This window comes from Streptomyces sp. NPDC048479, from assembly GCF_040651435.1.
Classification (GTDB): Bacteria; Actinomycetota; Actinomycetes; order Streptomycetales; family Streptomycetaceae; genus Streptomyces.
Map to the genome: position 1 here is coordinate 198508 of NZ_JBEZKA010000013.1, position 16208 is coordinate 214715.

Sequence of the window (16208 nt, forward strand, 5' to 3'; positions counted from 1 at the left end):
CTCATCTCCGTCACCCCGTCTCGTGAGCCGCCGGCGTCCTGCGGGCCAGCAGGCGGTAGGCGTTGCCCCCTTCGGTGGCGCGGGCCACTGCCGCACGCACTCCGTCGAGGGCTGCCGCGACGGCGAAGCACGGCAGCGCCGCGGTGTGCACGACGGTGCGGACCACCCGCCGGGTGCGGGTCGCGGTGCCCGGTCCCCAGGGGGCGTACGGGTGAGGGGCGAGCCGGTTCGCGGTGAGGAGGACGGCACCGACGAAATCGCAGGACTGGTGGGCCGCGCCGTGCTCCTCCGCCAGGACGGTGAATCCGCGGTCGGCCAGTGCCTGCCGGAGGTTGGCGATCGGGATGAGGTGCTGGTGCTGGGGCTGGAACCAGGGCAGCCAGTGCGGGCCGAGGAGGCGGGCGAGCCGTGATTCGGGGTCCGGCAGCTCGATGAGCAGATGCCCGCCGGGGGCCAGCACGGCGGCGGCCGCGTCGAGTTCGGCGAGCGGCTCGCGGGTGTGCTCCAGATAGTGGTACATGCTGACGGTGTCGTAGCGGTGGACGAGCCCGGCGGCGAGATCGGGGAACTGGCCCTGGTGGGCGGTGCCGACCCAGCCACGTGCCTCCGCCTCACGTACGGCGGCGCTCATGTCCAGACCGTCGAAGCGGGTGCCTGGCCAGATGTCGCGCGCGCTGTCGCAGAAGTGACCGTGCCCGGTGCCCACGTCGAGCCAGGCGGTGGGCGTCCCGAACGGCTTCAGCATGGCGGCGCGGGCGCGGTACGAACGGCCCATCGTGCCGAACACCTGGGCCGCGCCTCCGACGCCCAGGCCCTCGTAGAAGTCGCGATAGTAGAAGTCGAGGCCGTCCAGGGAGAGGCGGGGGTTCTGGAAGACGTGTCCGCACTCGCCGCACTGTTCGAGGGTGAAACGGCCCGGCTTGCCCTGGAGCAGATCGGGTACGCGGATACGCACCGAGAGCCGGGTGGAGCCGCACCAGGAGCAGTCGTCGCGACGGGGCTCGAAGAACCGGTCGGTTCCGGCCTTGAGTTCGGCGGCATAGGCGGGGCGCAGAGCCTCCAGCTCGGGAGACGTTCCGGCCGGTCCGGAGCGGTCGCTCGAGGCCGTACGCAGAGCGGCGCCGAACGAGTACAGGGGCCGCGCTGCGGTGGCGCGGATCAGGTCGGCCGGGCGCAGCCGGGTGCGCGGGCCGCCGAGGATCAGGGCGGGCTGCAGCCAGTACAGCGCGGCGGCCGCGGCCCCCCAGCCACCGTCCGCGACGGCCGCCCGGACGAGCAGGGCGAGACCGGCCAGTTGAGCAACGGTCAGCAGGCCCGGGGGCAGCCCTTGGGCGCGCAGTTCCGCGGCACGGCGGGCGGGGTCGGGAGCCGGCGCGGCCAGGCCGGGTGCGATGGCGACGCCGGTGCCGGCGGGGGCGTACGGCTTCAACCGCCGCAGGAGGATGTGCAGTTCGGCGGGGCCCGGACACGAGTCGGGACCGGTGTCGCACTCCACGCCGGCCCGGCGCCGGACGTCCTCGGCGATCAGCAGGGCGTGTCCCGCGCCGCGGCCGTCGGCCGTGCGGTTGTAGCGGGCGGCGCTGAGGTCGAGGATCCGGAGCAGGCTCAGAGCGCGTTCCGTGTCGAGGCGGGCGGGAACCAGGTCGAGTACCCGCAGGCCGGTCCGTTCGGCGTGGGCGACGGCGGCGCGCACCGTGGCGTCGTCGACCTCGACTCCGCGAGCGCTGATCAGGTGCCAGCGGCCCGGAGTCGGTGCGGTGTGGGTGGGGGAGGCCGGTTCCAGGACGGGTACGGCGCGCAGCCTGCGGCGAGCGCGCACGGTGCCCGCGGTGAGCCCGGCCAGTGCGACGAACGCGGCCCATGGGAGGTCAGTCGGGAACGGCGTCATATCAGTTTCTCCAACTGGTCGGCCGCGGCACCGCCGGCCGCGGCGAACGAGGCCTGGATGCGGCGGGCGGCCCGGCGGTGGGCGGGGTCGTCGAGTGCGGCGTCGAGTGCGGCATGGAGTTCGTCCGCGCGGGCCCGGCCGAAGCGGACCCGGATCCCGGCCCCTGCCGCGGCGACCTGCTGGGCGACGATCGGCTGGTCGTCGCGGATCGGGGCGACGACCAGGGGCAGGCCGTGCGCGAGTGCCTCGCAGACCGTGTTGTGGCCGCCGTGGCAGACGACGGCGTCGAGGTGGGGCAGCAGCTGAAGCTGGGGAACGTGTTCCAGGAGCAGGACATGGTCCGGTACTTCGCCGACCACGTCCCTGGGCGCGGCCAGGATCAGCTGAACACGGTCGGCGAGCCGTTCGGCGGCCTGTAGCACCGCGGCGTAGAAGCGGCCGCCGGCCTCGCGGTTGAGCGTGCCGAGCGATACCAGGACCCGCCGTCGTCCGGGATCGAGCCGCCGCCACGGAAAGGCCGAGCCGTCCGACGGGCGGGGGCTCATTGCGGGGCCGACGAAGGCGTAGTGCCCGGGGTACGGCTCGTCCGCGCCGACCAGTTCGAGCGTGGAGAAGACCAGGACCAGGCGGTCCGAGTAACGCGGGTCCCAGCCGCCCGGTGCTCCGGAGTCGGCGAGCAGTCCGGCGATCCGCTCCGCCACCCACTCCCCCACTCTGGGGAAGCCGGCGAAGGGCCGGGTGAATTCGGCCGAGGTCGTCGCCGACGTCACCCACGGCAGCCCGCGCCGCTGCGCGATCACCGCGCCTGCGAGGGCCTGCTGGTCGACGACGAGCAGATCGGGAGCGTACGCGTCGACCGCCGCATCGACGCCCGGCAGCATCGCGTGGGCGAGCGGGATGAGCGCCTCCTCCCAGAGGAAGCGCAGGGCGGCGACGCCGCGCAGATCGCGCCAGTGCGCGTGCAGCGAACCGTAGGCCGCGGGCCCGGCGCGGTCGCCGGAGGGAAACAGCGCGGCGCCCGCCGGCAGGAGTCGGGGCAGCACTTCGGCGGGGCCCGTCCAGGCCACCCGGTGACCGCGCGCGGCCAGCTCGGCGGCGACGGCGACGGTGGGGTTGATGTGCCCGGCGAGCGGCGGAACGACGAACAGGGCCTTCATACGACCACCGCCTGGGCGCGCTCGGAGCACCCGGAGCGCTGGGCGCGTTCGGCGCCTTCAGAGCGCGGCCGTGCGGCTTCGGCCAGTCGGTCGAGCACCGCACGCCGGAGCTCTTCGGTGCCGCCCTGGAGCACGTCGTGGCCCAGGCCCGGGATGATGTGGACGGTGCAGTTGGGTGCGTGGCGGGCCAGTTCCCGGGCTCCCGGGACGAGTTCGGAGTGCTCGCCGCAGACGGCCAGCACCGGGCAGCGCACCCGGGCGAAGTCCGCCGGGGTGAACGGCCGGCTCACCGCGATGTCGTCGATCAGCGTGGTGCGGTTGAGGAGTTCGTCGGCGGTGGCGGTCAGCCGGGCGGCCTTGCGTGCACCGAGTGAGGAGAGTTCCTGCGGCACCTGGCTGCCTTCGAGTGCGAGGGCTGCGACGGACAGTGTGTCGAGCATGTTCTCGATCCAGGGACCGTTCAGCGGGGCCTCGACCAGGACGAGCCCGGCGACGAGGTCGGGGCGCGCGAGTGCGGTGTGCAGCGCGATCGTGCCGCCGTAGCTGTTGCCTATGAGGTGTACGGGGCGTTCGTCGAGGCCCAGGGCGGCGAGCAGGGCGGTCAGGTCCCGTACGGCGGTGCCGATGTCGTAACCGGTGGGGGGTCGCTCGGTGCGGCCGTGGCCGCGCAGGTCGTAGAGGACGACGTCGTGGCCGGCTCGCGCGGCGGGGACGGCGAGGGTGGCGTAGAAGCTGGAGAGGTTGTCGACGACCAGACCGTGGAGGAAGACGACGGTCGTGCCCGCGGTACGGCTCACGTCACCGCCGGACAGCCGGTGGACGTGGAAGCGGAGGGAGTTGGCGAGGACTTCGGCCATGGCGGGTTCAGGCGGCGGGGGCCGGAGCGGGAGCGGCCGTCGGGGCGGGCGTGGGTGTGGGAGCCGGCGTCGGTGTGGGAGCCGGCGTCGGTGTGTCGGCGATATGGGACACGAGGTCGCCGACCGTCATGGCCAGGATCTCCTCCATGTCCTTTTCGGCCAGGAACGCGATCAGGTCCACCGCTGTGCCGTACCGCTGCTGGAGCAGCTCGGCGAGTGCGACGAACTCGATGCTCTCCAGCGCCAGGTCCTCGTTGAACGTGGTCTCCAACGTGACCTCCTCCGCGAGGAGGAACTCGTCGCCGACCGTCTCGACGAGCATGGCGGTGATCTCGGCGAGTATGCGTTCGGCCGTGGGGTCAGATGCCATGGCTGGCCTCCGTCGGGGTGGGGGTGACTGAGCGGGCGGGAGTACGGGCCGGGACGGTCCACGCGACGACGAAGACCTCGGGTGGGGTGTCCGGGCCCGGCAGATCGTGGACCGTGCTGATCCGAACGGTGTGGCTGCAGCCCCCGGGAGAGGTCACACGGAGCCCGGGGGATCCGTCGGTGACGGTCCACTGCCGCAGACGGCCGCCCAGGCCCGTGCCCTCCGCCTTGGCGGCCGCTTCCTTGGCGCACCAGAGTGTGGTGAGCGCCTGTGCGAGGCCGGACCCTTCCCGCGCGGCGAGTTGCCCGGCGAGTCGCCGCTCGTCGGAGGTGAGCGCGATACGGCTCAGTACGCCGGGGTCGTCGGTGACGGCCTCGATGTCGATGCCGACAGCCTGGGCGGGATGGGCGTACGCGACAGCCAGCCGGTCCTTGTGGGCGAGGGAGAGCCGGAGTCCGGCGGCGAGCGGGCCTTCCGTGCGGGGGCGGCCGTGTTCGTCGTTGCCGACGGGGATCTCAACGGGGAAGAGCGGCCCCGCGCCGTCGTCCCACAGGAGCTGGCGCACCGCGTCCTTCGCGGCGATCCGCCCGAGCAGCCAGGCCGCGCGGGCCCGCGGCGGGCGCTGCTCGTACACCGCGCGCTCGGCGGCGCCCAGATACCGCCGCATCACCAGCTCCTGCGAGGCGGGGTCGGTCCAGCGGCGCCGCGCCAGGCACCAGCCGCCGGGCTGAGGCTCGCCGATACCGCAGATCTCGGGGGTGAACTTCATCGGCCACACCCGCTCGTCGGCGGCGAAGCGCCGGTACGTCCAGCCTTCCAGGCGGGCCCAGAGTGTGCCCTCGGCGGAGGTGAGCTCCACGTCGCCCCGTACCGAGTCCGGCCGCACGGCGCGGATACGGGCGGTGGCGCGCAGGAGTTCGCCGTCGCGGGGTGCTGGTCCGTACAGGCGGACCCGCTCCAGTGACGCCGGGAAGACCAGTCGGTCGGCGGTCAGGCGCAACTGCATCCAGTGCCCGAGCAGTTGCCCGGCTGTATCCAGCAGCGCGCCCGGCGCGGGCAGGGCGCGCAGCAGCCCGCGGATGCCGTCCTCGGCGACGGCGGTCACTTCGTGCACCCCGGCGAATCCCGGCCCGTGGAACATCCATCGGTCGCGGTAGAGGGCTTCGGCGCTGACGGGTGGTGGTCCTTCGCCGATGAGTGGGGCGGGGTCGGGAGCGGGGCGGGCGGTGTGCCGGTCGGCGAGCACGACGGTGACGGTCGCGCACCCGCCTATCTCGACGCGTACCCGGTCGCTGCCGTCGGTGGCGGGTGTCGCGGTGATCTCCGCATCGACGGGCGGAGCGACGGGCAGCCAGCGCAGGGCCCTTACGTCGTCGAAACCGGCCACCACCCGTCCGGGCACGGATTGGCGTGCGGCGTCGGCGGCCAGCTCGAGCAGCGTGGTCATGGGGACGACCGGGAAGCGGTCGGAGGGCTCGGGCCAGGTGTCGGGCTGGAGATAGACGCAGTGGTCAAGGACGTACGGCATGGTCTCGAGAGAGAGCCGACGCCGGGTGCGGTGGGGAGGGGACGGTGCGGGGGCAGCCGGGACGCGGGAGGCGGCCGGTGCGGCTTGCTGCCGAGCGCCGGGTCTCGCGGCGGGGCCCCCGTAAGCGGGCGGGGCGGCGACCCCGGGCGCGTGCGCCGCCGAGGACTGGCGTGCGCTCGGTGCCACGGCGGGGGCCGCCGCCCGGCTGGCTTCGACAACAGTGCGTGCCGCGCCCTCTGTCTCCTCCAGTACGGCGTCCAGGGCCGACAGCAGCGCAGGTTGACCGGCGACGGGTGCCCGGGTCGGCCGGGTCGGCCCGTCCAGGTGCAGCGCGGGCGCGGCGCCGCCCATGCTCACCAGCGGGGAGCCGAGATCGAGCCGTACCGGACCGTGCGCGGAGGCGGCACGCGTCGCCGGCTCGACGGTTGCGGCACCGTCGAGCCGTACGGGGCTCTGCGCGTCGGCCGTGGGCCTGTCGGGTGGTGCGAGCGCGGCCGGCGGGACGGGGGCGGCATCGGCAGAAGCCGGCGCGGCGGACGGCGCGGGAACCCCCGAGGCCGAAAGTGCGGGCGAAGGCGGCTCGTGCTCGGTCAGCCGCTCCCAGCGCGGATTCAGTCCCTCCGTCCACAACGCCGCAGCCAGCCGCCGCAGTTGGTCAAGGCCGCTGCCCCCTCGGGCCGCGCCCGCCGAGACCGCGAGGTGCGCCCGGCCGTGCAAGGTGTCCCCCACGAAACCGGGGAGGCTGCCCGGACCCATCTGGACGAAGGCCCGTACGCCCTCCGCGTACAGCCGCGCCGTCAGCTCCCTGAAGCGCACCGGCTCCAGCAGGTGGCGCAGCACCACCTCCCGGACTTCGTGCTCGGGCTCCGGGTACGCGGTGCCCGTGGTCGCCGACCAGACGGGCACGGTCTGGGGACGCAGTGGCAGCGCGGCGAACGCGGCGCGCACCTGGTCGAGATACGGCGCCCACATCGGCGTATGGAAGCCCGATCGAAAGGGCAGCTCCTGGGCGAGCACACCCTCGGCAGCCAGCCGGGTCAGCGCTTCGGCCACCGGACCGGGCTCGCCGCACAACACCGACTGGTGCGGGCAGTTGTCATGGCTGACGGCGACGCGGTCCAGCCCGCGCAGCGCGTCGGCGGCCTGGCGCGCACCGCAGCCGAGTGCCGCGTACACCAGATCGGGGACGTCGAGATCGCCCGGCCGCAGCGAGTCGAGGAAGGTGTCGACGGCGCGCCGCGGGTACATCCCGGCGACCACCATGGCGGTCCACTCGCCGAGGCTGTGCCCGGCCAGGAGGTCCGCCTCGATGCCGAGTTCGGGGAGGACGCGGGCAAAGAGCCGTCCGACGGCTATGGCGTCGACCGCCCGTTCCACCAGCGTGCCGCCGCCTGTCAGGGCGGGCCTCGGCAGTCCGAAGCGGTCGGCGACGTCGTCGACGCAGGGGGTGAAGTCCGGTTCCAGGCCCGGGAAGAGGAACGCCAGTCGGCCGGCACCGCGCCCGAGGAGCGGACGTGGAGTGAACCAGACGCCGCCGCGGCCGCGCCACGGCTTCCCTCTGGCGACGACCGCCGCTGCAAGAGCCCGGCGCCTGGGTGTGAGTCCGAGGACGGCGAGGCGGCAGGGCCCGTTGGACCGGGGCGCCGCAGGGACTTGGCCCGAGGCCGATAACTCCTCGACCAGGCGGGCGAGTTCGCCTGAAGACGCGGCGGCAAGCAGAGTCATCGTGGCTTCCCCTGCCTCGGCGGCTGCCGCAGCCGGTGCGCGCTGCTCGTCCGGGGCCGGCGGGACCCTCTCCTGGCCGGCCCGGCCCCCGGACCTCCCCGGGCCCTGGGAGTCCGGCTCGGGGACACGGTGCGCCGCATCCCGGTCGCGCCGTCGTCCGGGGGCGGCAGACGAAGCCGGGGCCCCGGGCGCCTCCTCCAGCACCACATGCGCATTGATCCCGCCGAAGCCGAACGCATTCACGCCCGCCCGACGCGGTGCCCTCCCCCGCTCCCAGGGCTCCGCCTCCGTCACCGGGCGCATACGCGTACGGGCGAAGTCCTCGTGCGGATCGTCGAGATGGAGGGTCGGCGGCAGGATCCCGTCGTGCACGGCGAGCGCGGCCTTGATCAGCCCGGCCATTCCGGAGGCCTGCATGGTGTGGCCGAGCATCGACTTCACCGAGCCCATCGCGACCGGTTCGACGCCCGCCGCGGGAGGGCCGAAGACCCGGGCCAGGGTCGCGAGTTCGGCCTCGTCGCCGACCGGCGTCCCGGTGCCGTGGGCCTCCAGCAGGCCGAGTGCGTCGGGCGCGGCCGGGTCGAGACCGGACCGCGCCCAGGCCTGGGCCAGGGCGCGCGCCTGGCCGTCCACCAAGGGGCTCATCAGGCTCGCCGCCCGGCCGTCACCGGCCACGCCGACTCCTCGTACGACGGCGTAGACGCGGTCGCCGTCGCGTTCGGCGTCGGCCAGGCGCTTGAGGAGGACGACGCCGGTGCCTTCGGACAGCAGCGTGCCGTCGGCGCGCCGGTCGAAGGGGCGGATGTGCTGGCTCGGGCTGAGCGCCCGCAGTTGGGTGAAGACGCTCCACAGGGTGGCGATATGGCAGTGGTGCACCGCCCCGGCCACCACCAGATCGCAGCTGCCGCCCGCCAGCAGGCCGGCTGCCTGCTCGACGGCCAGCAGGGAGGAGGCACAGGCGGCGTCGAGGGTGTACGCGGGGCCGCGGAAGTCGAGGCGGTTGGCGGTACGCGCGGCGGTGAAGCTGGGGACGAGGCCGATGGATGCCTCCGGCCGTTCCGGGCCGAGGCCGGCCTGGAAGGCCTCACGGACGGCCGTGATCCGGTCCTCGCCCAGCTCGGGGGCGAGTTCGCGCAGGGTCGCCGCGAGTTGGTGGGCGGTGCGCACGCGCTGGTCGAGGCGGGCGGTGGCGACGCCCATGAACCCGCCGCGGCCGAGGATGACCCCGATCCTGGAGCGGTCGGCGGGCAGCCGCTCCTCGCCTCCGGCATCGGCCACGGCCTCGGCGATGACGCGCAGCGCGAGCAGCTGGTCGGGCTCTGCCCCGGCCACGGCGGCGGGCATGATGCCGAAGCGGGTCGGGTCGAAGGCGGCGAGGCCGTCGATGAAACCGCCGCGCCGGCAGTAGAAGCGGTCGCTGCGGGCGGTTCCTTCGGCGCCGTGCGGGTCGTAGTAGACCTCGGGGTCCCAGCGACCGGGCGGTACGTCGGTGATGGCGTCCGTGCCCGCGAACAGGTTGGTCCGGTAGGCGGCCAGGTCGGCGGAGCCGGGGAAGACGGCGCCCATACCGACGATGGCGGCGTCGGCCGGGCGTGGGCCGCCCCGCAAGTCAGCCACGGCGGGCCTTGCCCGGAGCAGCGCTCTCTTCCGCAAGGAGTACGACCTGGCCCCCGGTGCCGCGCGCCAGCTCGGCGAGGAACGCGGCCGTGCCTCCGGCCGGGTCGATGAGCGGGATGCCGCGGCTCGCGTACATCCGTTCCAGCTCCGGCGTCACCATTCCGCCGGCCTCGGCCGCCCAGGGGCCCCAGTCGACGGCGACGACGCGGCCGGGGAAACGGCGCGACCAGGCGGGGGTGGCGGCGAGCGTGTCCAGGGCGTCGTTGGCGGCCGCGTAGTCGGCCTGACCGCGGTTGCCGAAGACACCGGCGACGCTGCCGAAGAGGGCGAGGAAGGCCGGTGCGGGGGCGTCGCCGTGGTCGGCGGCGGCGTCGGCGAGGTGCCGGGCGCCGTCGACCTTGGTGGCGAACACCCGCGCGAAGGAGGCCGGGTCCTTGTCGCAGAGCAGCTTGTCCTGGATGGTTCCGGCGCCGTGCACGATCCCGTCGAGGCGGCCGTGACGTGTGCGTATGTCATCCATGACGGCTCGTACGGCATCGGAGTCGGTGACGTCGGCCGCGTGGTAGCGCACGGAGGCGGCAACGCCGTTGAGGGCAGCGAGGGTCGCGCGGATCTCGCGTGCGGCCAGGATGAGGGACGCTGCCGCCTCGATCTCGGCGGGGGTGCGCAGGCCCTGGCTGACGAGAGCCGCGCGCAGCGCGACCCGGTCGTGGGCGTGGGCGACGGCCGGGTCCTCGGCGGCGTCGGGGGGCGGGGTGCGGCCGATGAGTTCGATGTGGCAGCCGGTGGCAGCTGCGAGGGCAATGGCTGTACGAGCGGTGATGCCGCGGGCTCCGCCGGTGAGCAGTACGACAGCTTCGCGGCCGAACGGGAGCTGTGGCGCCGGTGCGGTGTCGGTGAGGGGGGCGGGGACGGTACGCAGCGTGTTGCGGGTGCCGTTGGTGTACCCGACGGCCACCGGCTCCTCGGGCGCGCACAGTTCGGCGATCAGATGTGCGGCGATCCGCTCGGGACGGTCCTTGGGATCGACGTCCACGGCGCGTATCTGGGTGCCGGGGTATTCGATCGCGGCGGTACGGGCGAATCCGTAGAGTCCGGCGCCGGGGATCGGGTCCGGGTCGGCGGAACCCGGGGAGCCCGGTGCGTCGGGGGCGTCCGGTGACTGCGCGGTTCGGCCGAACGCTCCGCCGCAGCCGGTGACGAGCAGCAGTCGGCGGGTTCCGGCGATCAGGGTCTCGCGCAGTGCGGCGAAGGCTTCCGGAAGCACGGGGGCAGGGGCGGGCCGCAGCGCGCTGAGGTCCACGACACCGTCGGCGTCGGATCCGGCGGCGTCGGCCAGGCGGTCCTGGTGGACGGTACGTACCTCGGCGCCCCGGGCCTCGAGCGCCGCGGCGAGAGCGACGGCGACCCCGAGTCCGTCGTCGACGACGGCGAACCGCCGGCCGGGCAGTACGTCGGCGGGGTCGCGGGTCGCGGGCGGACCCACGGGCGTGACCTCGACCAGGAGCCGCGCGGGCCGGGCGGGGCTCTGTTCGGTGACCGGGCTCGCCGCCCGGCCCGTGGCCGGATCCTGGACCACGTTCGGGGGCCGGTCGCCGCCTGCAGCCCATCCTGCGCCAAGGCCCGCACCCGTGACCGGGATCAGGCCCGGGACCACGCCCGGATCCGTCATCGCATCGGTCATCGCGTCCGTCATCGCATCCACTGCCGGATCAGTGGTCGTGCCACGCGCGACGATCCAGTCGACGATGCCGCTGATGGTCTTCAGCCTCGCGAGTTCCTCCACCGCCGACTCCGCCGGGCCGTCCGCACCCTGCGGCAGCCCGATCCGGTCGGCGAGCGCACCGATGATCTCCACCCGCTTGATGGAGTCCACCGAAAGGTCGGCCTCCAGGTCGAGGCCGGGGTCGAGCATCTCCCGCGGGTATCCGGTGCGGACGTGTACGATCTCCAGTACCGCGTCCATGAGTTGATCGGGCGTCAGAGGATGTCTGACGGCCGGTTCGGCCACGGGCTGCGGCCCCCAGTGCTCGGTCGGCGCGGAGTGCTCGGTCGGCACGGCGGCGTGCGACTCGGGCTCCGGCGCGGTCGGCAGCGCCGATGGCGTTGCCGATGGCCCGCCCGCCCCCAAGTATCCCAGCAGAACGTCCCGTTGTGCGGCCACCAGTTCCCGCGCTCCGCGCAGATACTCCAGTACGGCGTCCTCCCGCCGGTCCACCGCTGCCACCGGACGGGCCACCGCCACCCGCCGGGCCGGGCGCAGCCCGCCCGCCACGGGCTCGCCGTCCGCGGTCCGTACGAGATGGCCGTCCACCAGCCATCCGGCGCGCCGCGGCGGCTCGGCGGGCAGCGCCACCGTACGGCCCGTGAACAGTGGCTCGAGGTCGATCGGCACGCCCGCCACGGCGAGTTCGGCGAGTGCGGTGACCAGGCGGGTCAGACCGTTCTCACCCTGAACGTCGAGCGGGACGGCATTGTGCGGCCGGTCGCCCAGGATGCGGCCGACCAGGCCGGTGAGCACCCGGCCGGGGCCGGCCTCGACGAAGGTGCGCACACCGGCCGCGTACATGGCCTCGATCTGTTCGACGAAGCGCACGGGCTCGGCGAGCTGACGGGCCAGCAGTTCCCGGACGGCCGCCGGGTCGGCGGGGTACGGGCGCGCGGTGGTGTTGGACCAGACCGGGACGGTGGGCGCGGTCACGGCCGTGCCGGTCAGTTCGGCGGCCAGCGCACCGGCTCCACCGGCGACGACTTCGCTGTGGAAGGCGCAGGCCACCGGGATGCGTTCAGCCGCGATACCCGCCTCGCGCAACGCGGCAATCGCGGCCTCGACCGCCGGGGTCGGGCCCGATATGACGCTCTGCCGGGGCGCGTTGTGGTTGGCGACGACACATCCGGCCGGCAGCTCGGGAATGCCGTCCGGGGCCGACGGCACTGCGGCCATCGCTCCGGGGTCCTCCCCGGCGGCGGCCAGAATCGCCTCGGCACGGCGGTCGCTGAGCCGCAGGAGGGTCTCGGTGTCGTACGCACCGGCCGCCCAGAGGGCGACCAGTTCGCCGTAGGAATGCCCGGCCGTGCAGTCAGGGCGTACTCCCAGCGACGTGAGCAGCAGATGCGCGGCGGCGCCGGCGAGGCCGAGGGCGGGCTGGGCGGTCCGCGTGTCGGTGACGGCGGCGCGCTGGGCGGCTCGTTCCTCAGGGGTGAAGGCGGCGGGCGGGAACATCGCGGCGACACAGCGCGGATCCGCGTCGTACAGCAGCGTCCGCAGGCGCGGGAACGCGATGAAGAGATCGCTCAGCATGCCCGGGCGCTGACTGCCCTGCCCCGGGAAGAGGAAGGCCATCCGGCCGGGGGCACCCGTGTCATCGGATGCGTGAACACCGTCACCGGAGACGAACTCCCGGGCCCGGTCCAGCTTTTCGGCCAGGTCGTCCAGGCTGGTGGCGACGACCGCGACCTGGACGGGGACCTGGGTCTGGCCCTCATCCGCGGAGCCCCCGGAGCCCCCGGAGCCCGCGGCAGCCTCGGCAGCGAGGTCGCGCAGCGGCCAGGGACGTCCCGCCGCGTCGTTCTGTTCCAGCCGGGCGGCGAGGCGGTCGATGGCGCGCAGCGCGGCCTTGCGGCCGGCGCCGCGGAAGCAGAACAGCTCGGCGGGCCAGGCGTCCAGCCCGTGCGCGGGCTCGCCCGCATCCGCGTACCCGGCGAGAACGGCGTGGTAGTTGGTGCCGCCGAAGCCGAAGGCGCTGACCGCGGCGAGCCGCCGCCCGGCGGGCACGGCCCATGGTCTGGCCTCCGTGTCGAAGAAGAAGGGGCTGCTGTCCGGCCGCCAGTCGGGGTTGGGGCTGGTCAGATGCAGAGTCGGCGGCCGTACGCCGGAGTGCACGGCCCGGACCGCCTTGATGAGCCCGGCCAGGCCCGCCGCACACTTCGTATGGCCGAGCTGCGACTTGACCGAGCCGAGCGAGCAGAAGCCCGGGCCGCCACCGCCGCCGAAGACCTCGGTGAGGACGGTCAGTTCGGTGCTGTCGCCCACGACGGTGCCCGTGCCGTGTGCCTCCACGAGACCGATCTCGGCGGGCGCGATCCCGGCCCGCCGGTAGGCACGTTCCAGGGCCCGCCGCTGTCCTTCGGGGCGTGGTGCGGTGAGGCCGAGCGAGCGTCCGTCGCTGGATGCGCCAACGGCCTTGACGACGGCGTAGATACGGTCGCCGTCGCGTTCGGCGTCGGCGAGGCGTTTGAGGACGAGGCAGGCGACGCCCTCGCCGAGTGCGATGCCGTCGGCGGCCGCGTCGAAGGGCCGGCACCGGCCGGTGGGCGACAGTGCGCGTACGGAGGCGAACATCAGGTAGTCGTTGATGCCGTTGTGCACATCGGCGCCGCCGCACAGCACCATGTCGCTGTCACCGTCACGCAGTTGTTTGCAGGCCAGGTCGAGGGCGGCGAGCGAGGAGGCGCAGGCGGCGTCGATCGTGCAGTTGGCGCCGCCGAGGTCGAGGCGGTTGGCGACGCGTCCGGCGATGACATTCGCGAGGACTCCTGGGAAGGAGTCCTCGGTCAGCCGCGGCAGTTGGGCGTCCAGTTCGGGCGGCAGCTCACCGAGGTAGCCGGAGTGGAGCGCACGGAAGCCGTAGGCGCCGGCGAGGTCGGTGCCGGCTTCGGCGCCGAAGACGACTGAGGTCCGGGAGCGGTCGAACTGCCGCTCCCTGGCGTAACCGGCGTCTGCGAGGGCCCGGGCGGAGACGTCGAGGGCGAGCAGCTGTACCGGTTCGATGCTGCCGAGTGAGGCCGGGGCGATGCCGTGGCTGAGCGCGTCGAACGGTGCGGGCTGCAGGAAGCCGCCCCACCGGGACGGAGTCCGCTCCCCTGCCCGTGCCGGGTCCGGGTCGTAGTGGGCGGCCGGGTCCCAGCGGTCGGCGGGCACTTCGCCCACGGAGTCGGTCCCGGCGACGATGTTCGCCCAGTACCCGGCGAGGTCGCCGGCGCCGGGGTAGCGGCATGCCATGCCGACGACGGCGATGTCGAGCGGGGCTTCTTCGTGCGGAGCGGGCTCGGCCGAAAGACCCCGGAGCTGTTCGGCGCGCTCGGCCAGCAGTGCCGTCGCGCCCTCGGTCACCTGGGCGTGCAGGGCGGCGACCGTGGTCGTGTCAGTGCGTGCGGTGGCGATCTGGCCGAGCATGTACAGTCCCTCGCCGCGCTGCTCGTCCTCGTCCACCGGGACGGGTCCCGCAGCGGTGTGACGCAGGCCCTTGCTGGCGATACGCAGCCGCCCGAGGTTGAGTTTCTCCAGCTCCTCCCAGACCTCGATCGGGCTCGCGCCGTTCTGCCCAAGCCGCTGCGCGGTGGCGGTGAACGTATCGGCATACGGTGTGGCGGCGCAGCGTGTCGCGTGCCCGGGCGCGGTGCGGAGCAGTGTGGTCGTGTCGCAGTCGAGCGCTGCCCGCTGAAAGCCCGGCAGTACGGCTCCGGCCGCGACGGCCTCCTCGGTGAACAGGTAGGCGGTGCCCATGAGTACGCCGGTCCGGGCGCCGCGCTCGGCCAGCGGCCCGGCGGCGGCAGCGGCCATCGCCGCGGAGCGTTCGTCGTGGATGCCGCCGGCGAAGAGCACGTCGAGTTCGGCGGGGTGGGGGCAGGAGAGCAGCCGCTCGATCTGCTCCTCCCAGAGCGGGAAGGCGGCGCGCGGGCCGATGTGGCCGCCGCACTCGAGCCCTTCGAAGACGAACCGTCGCGCTCCCTCGGCGAGGAATTGCTCCAGCAGTCCCGGCGAGGGTACGTGCAGATAGGTCCTGGTTCCGGCGGCTTCGAGCGGGGCGGCCTGGGCGGGGCGGCCACCGGCGATGATCGCGTACGGCGGGCGCACTTCGGCGACGGCGGCGAGCTGTTCGCGGCGCAGTTCGTCCGGGGCGAAGCCGAGCAGTCCGACGCCCCAGGGCCGGTCGGCCAGGCGCTCGGCGGTTTCGGTGAGCAGTTCGCGTACCTCGCGGCCGTCCATCACGGCCAGGGCGAGAAAGGGCAGTCCACCGGCGTCGGCCACGGCAGAGGCGAACGCGGGCCGGTCGCTGACCCGGGTCATGGGTCCTTGGACCACGGACGGACCCTCGTCCCCGGGCCGACGCTCGTCCACCGCTGGGCGCTCTGTCACGCGCTCTTCCGCCGGCAACCGGTCTGCGCCGGGGCGCGGCTGGAGAGGACGGGCCCGTACGGCCGCTTCGAGGTGGTCGGTGATGGCCGCCCGTACGGCCTGCACGACAGAGCCGGTCGTACGGTGACACGCGGCGAGCCGGGCGGCGCTCGCCCCGTCCTGGCCGATGGGCAGCGGCTGGGTGCGCAGATCCCCGGCGCCGAGCACCTCGGCGATGTCCCCTTCCGGTGGTGCGAGATCCGGGCGGGTGTAGACACGGTGACCCGCGACGAGGGTGGTTTCGCTGCCGTCCATGGCACGGATCGCGGCCGCGACCGCGCGGGGCAGACCGCCCGCGCCCTCGGTGGTGAGTGCGAGCTGCGTATCGAGCACGACGCCGGCGGCGCCGCCGGCGACCGCGGCGGCGGCCGTGTGGAGCCCGATGCCGCCGGCCGCGTGGACCGGGACCGTCAACCCCGGGTCGGCGAGCAGGCGTTGCAGCAGTACGAATGTGGTCAGTTCGCCGACCCGGCCGCCGGCCTCATGTCCTTTGGCGACGATTCCGGCCGCTCCGGCGGCGACCGCGGCAGCGGCTTCGGCGGGGCTGACGACCTCGGCCCACACCCGCCGCCGGCCGCCGGCCGCCCAGTCGCCCGTTCCGGTCCGCCACCAGGCTTCGGTGAGCAGCACGGTGTCCACGGCGTCGGGCAGTTCGTCCGGCGTGAGCGGGCATCCGGCCGGCACCCGCACTCCGTACGACCCGTGAAGCCCGGCAAGCGCGCTGCGCGCCCGGTCGCGGTCCCTGCCGAGGTCGAGCAGGCCCAGCGCCCCGGCACGTTCCGCGGCCGCGACCATCCGGGGACGGGGCTCCTCGAACGGGCTGACCACCACGACGAGATCCCGACGGGAGTGCCGGGTGTGCTGAGAGGTCACGGGCTCTCCTTGGGT

At 74.1% G+C, this 16208-nt stretch carries 6 protein-coding genes; all 6 read right to left on the minus strand.

Annotation, left to right across the window (positions count from 1 at the left end; all coding sequences use genetic code 11):
* Window positions 1-10 precede the first annotated feature (10 nt).
* Genes AB0D12_RS21695 through AB0D12_RS21720 form a run of 6 tightly spaced genes read right to left on the minus strand, consistent with a single transcriptional unit; the run spans window position 11 to window position 16193 of the window.
* On the minus strand, window positions 11-1888 hold the full coding sequence (locus AB0D12_RS21695) for a class I SAM-dependent methyltransferase (protein ID WP_362685135.1): 1878 nt from the start codon (window positions 1886-1888) through the stop codon (window positions 11-13).
* Window positions 1885-3045: a glycosyltransferase gene (locus AB0D12_RS21700; protein WP_362685138.1), complete on the minus strand. Its 1161-nt coding sequence runs from the start codon at window positions 3043-3045 to the stop codon at window positions 1885-1887. The genes AB0D12_RS21695 and AB0D12_RS21700 overlap by 4 nt, the downstream gene beginning before the upstream one ends.
* Window positions 3042-3902, minus strand: a complete 861-nt coding sequence (locus AB0D12_RS21705) for an alpha/beta hydrolase (RefSeq protein WP_362685141.1) — start codon at window positions 3900-3902, stop codon at window positions 3042-3044. The genes AB0D12_RS21700 and AB0D12_RS21705 overlap by 4 nt, the downstream gene beginning before the upstream one ends.
* 7 nt (window positions 3903-3909) lie before the next feature.
* Entirely contained in the window at window positions 3910-4272 is a 363-nt protein-coding gene (locus AB0D12_RS21710) for a phosphopantetheine-binding protein (RefSeq protein ID WP_362685144.1), read from the minus strand.
* Window positions 4262-9142, minus strand: a complete 4881-nt coding sequence (locus tag AB0D12_RS21715; RefSeq protein ID WP_362685147.1) for a beta-ketoacyl synthase N-terminal-like domain-containing protein — start codon at window positions 9140-9142, stop codon at window positions 4262-4264. The genes AB0D12_RS21710 and AB0D12_RS21715 overlap by 11 nt, the downstream gene beginning before the upstream one ends.
* Window positions 9135-16193, minus strand: coding sequence for an SDR family NAD(P)-dependent oxidoreductase (locus tag AB0D12_RS21720; RefSeq protein ID WP_362685150.1), 7059 nt, complete (start codon window positions 16191-16193; stop codon window positions 9135-9137). Before AB0D12_RS21720 ends, AB0D12_RS21715 begins: the two co-directional genes overlap by 8 nt.
* Between the last annotated feature and the right edge of the window lie 15 nt (window positions 16194-16208).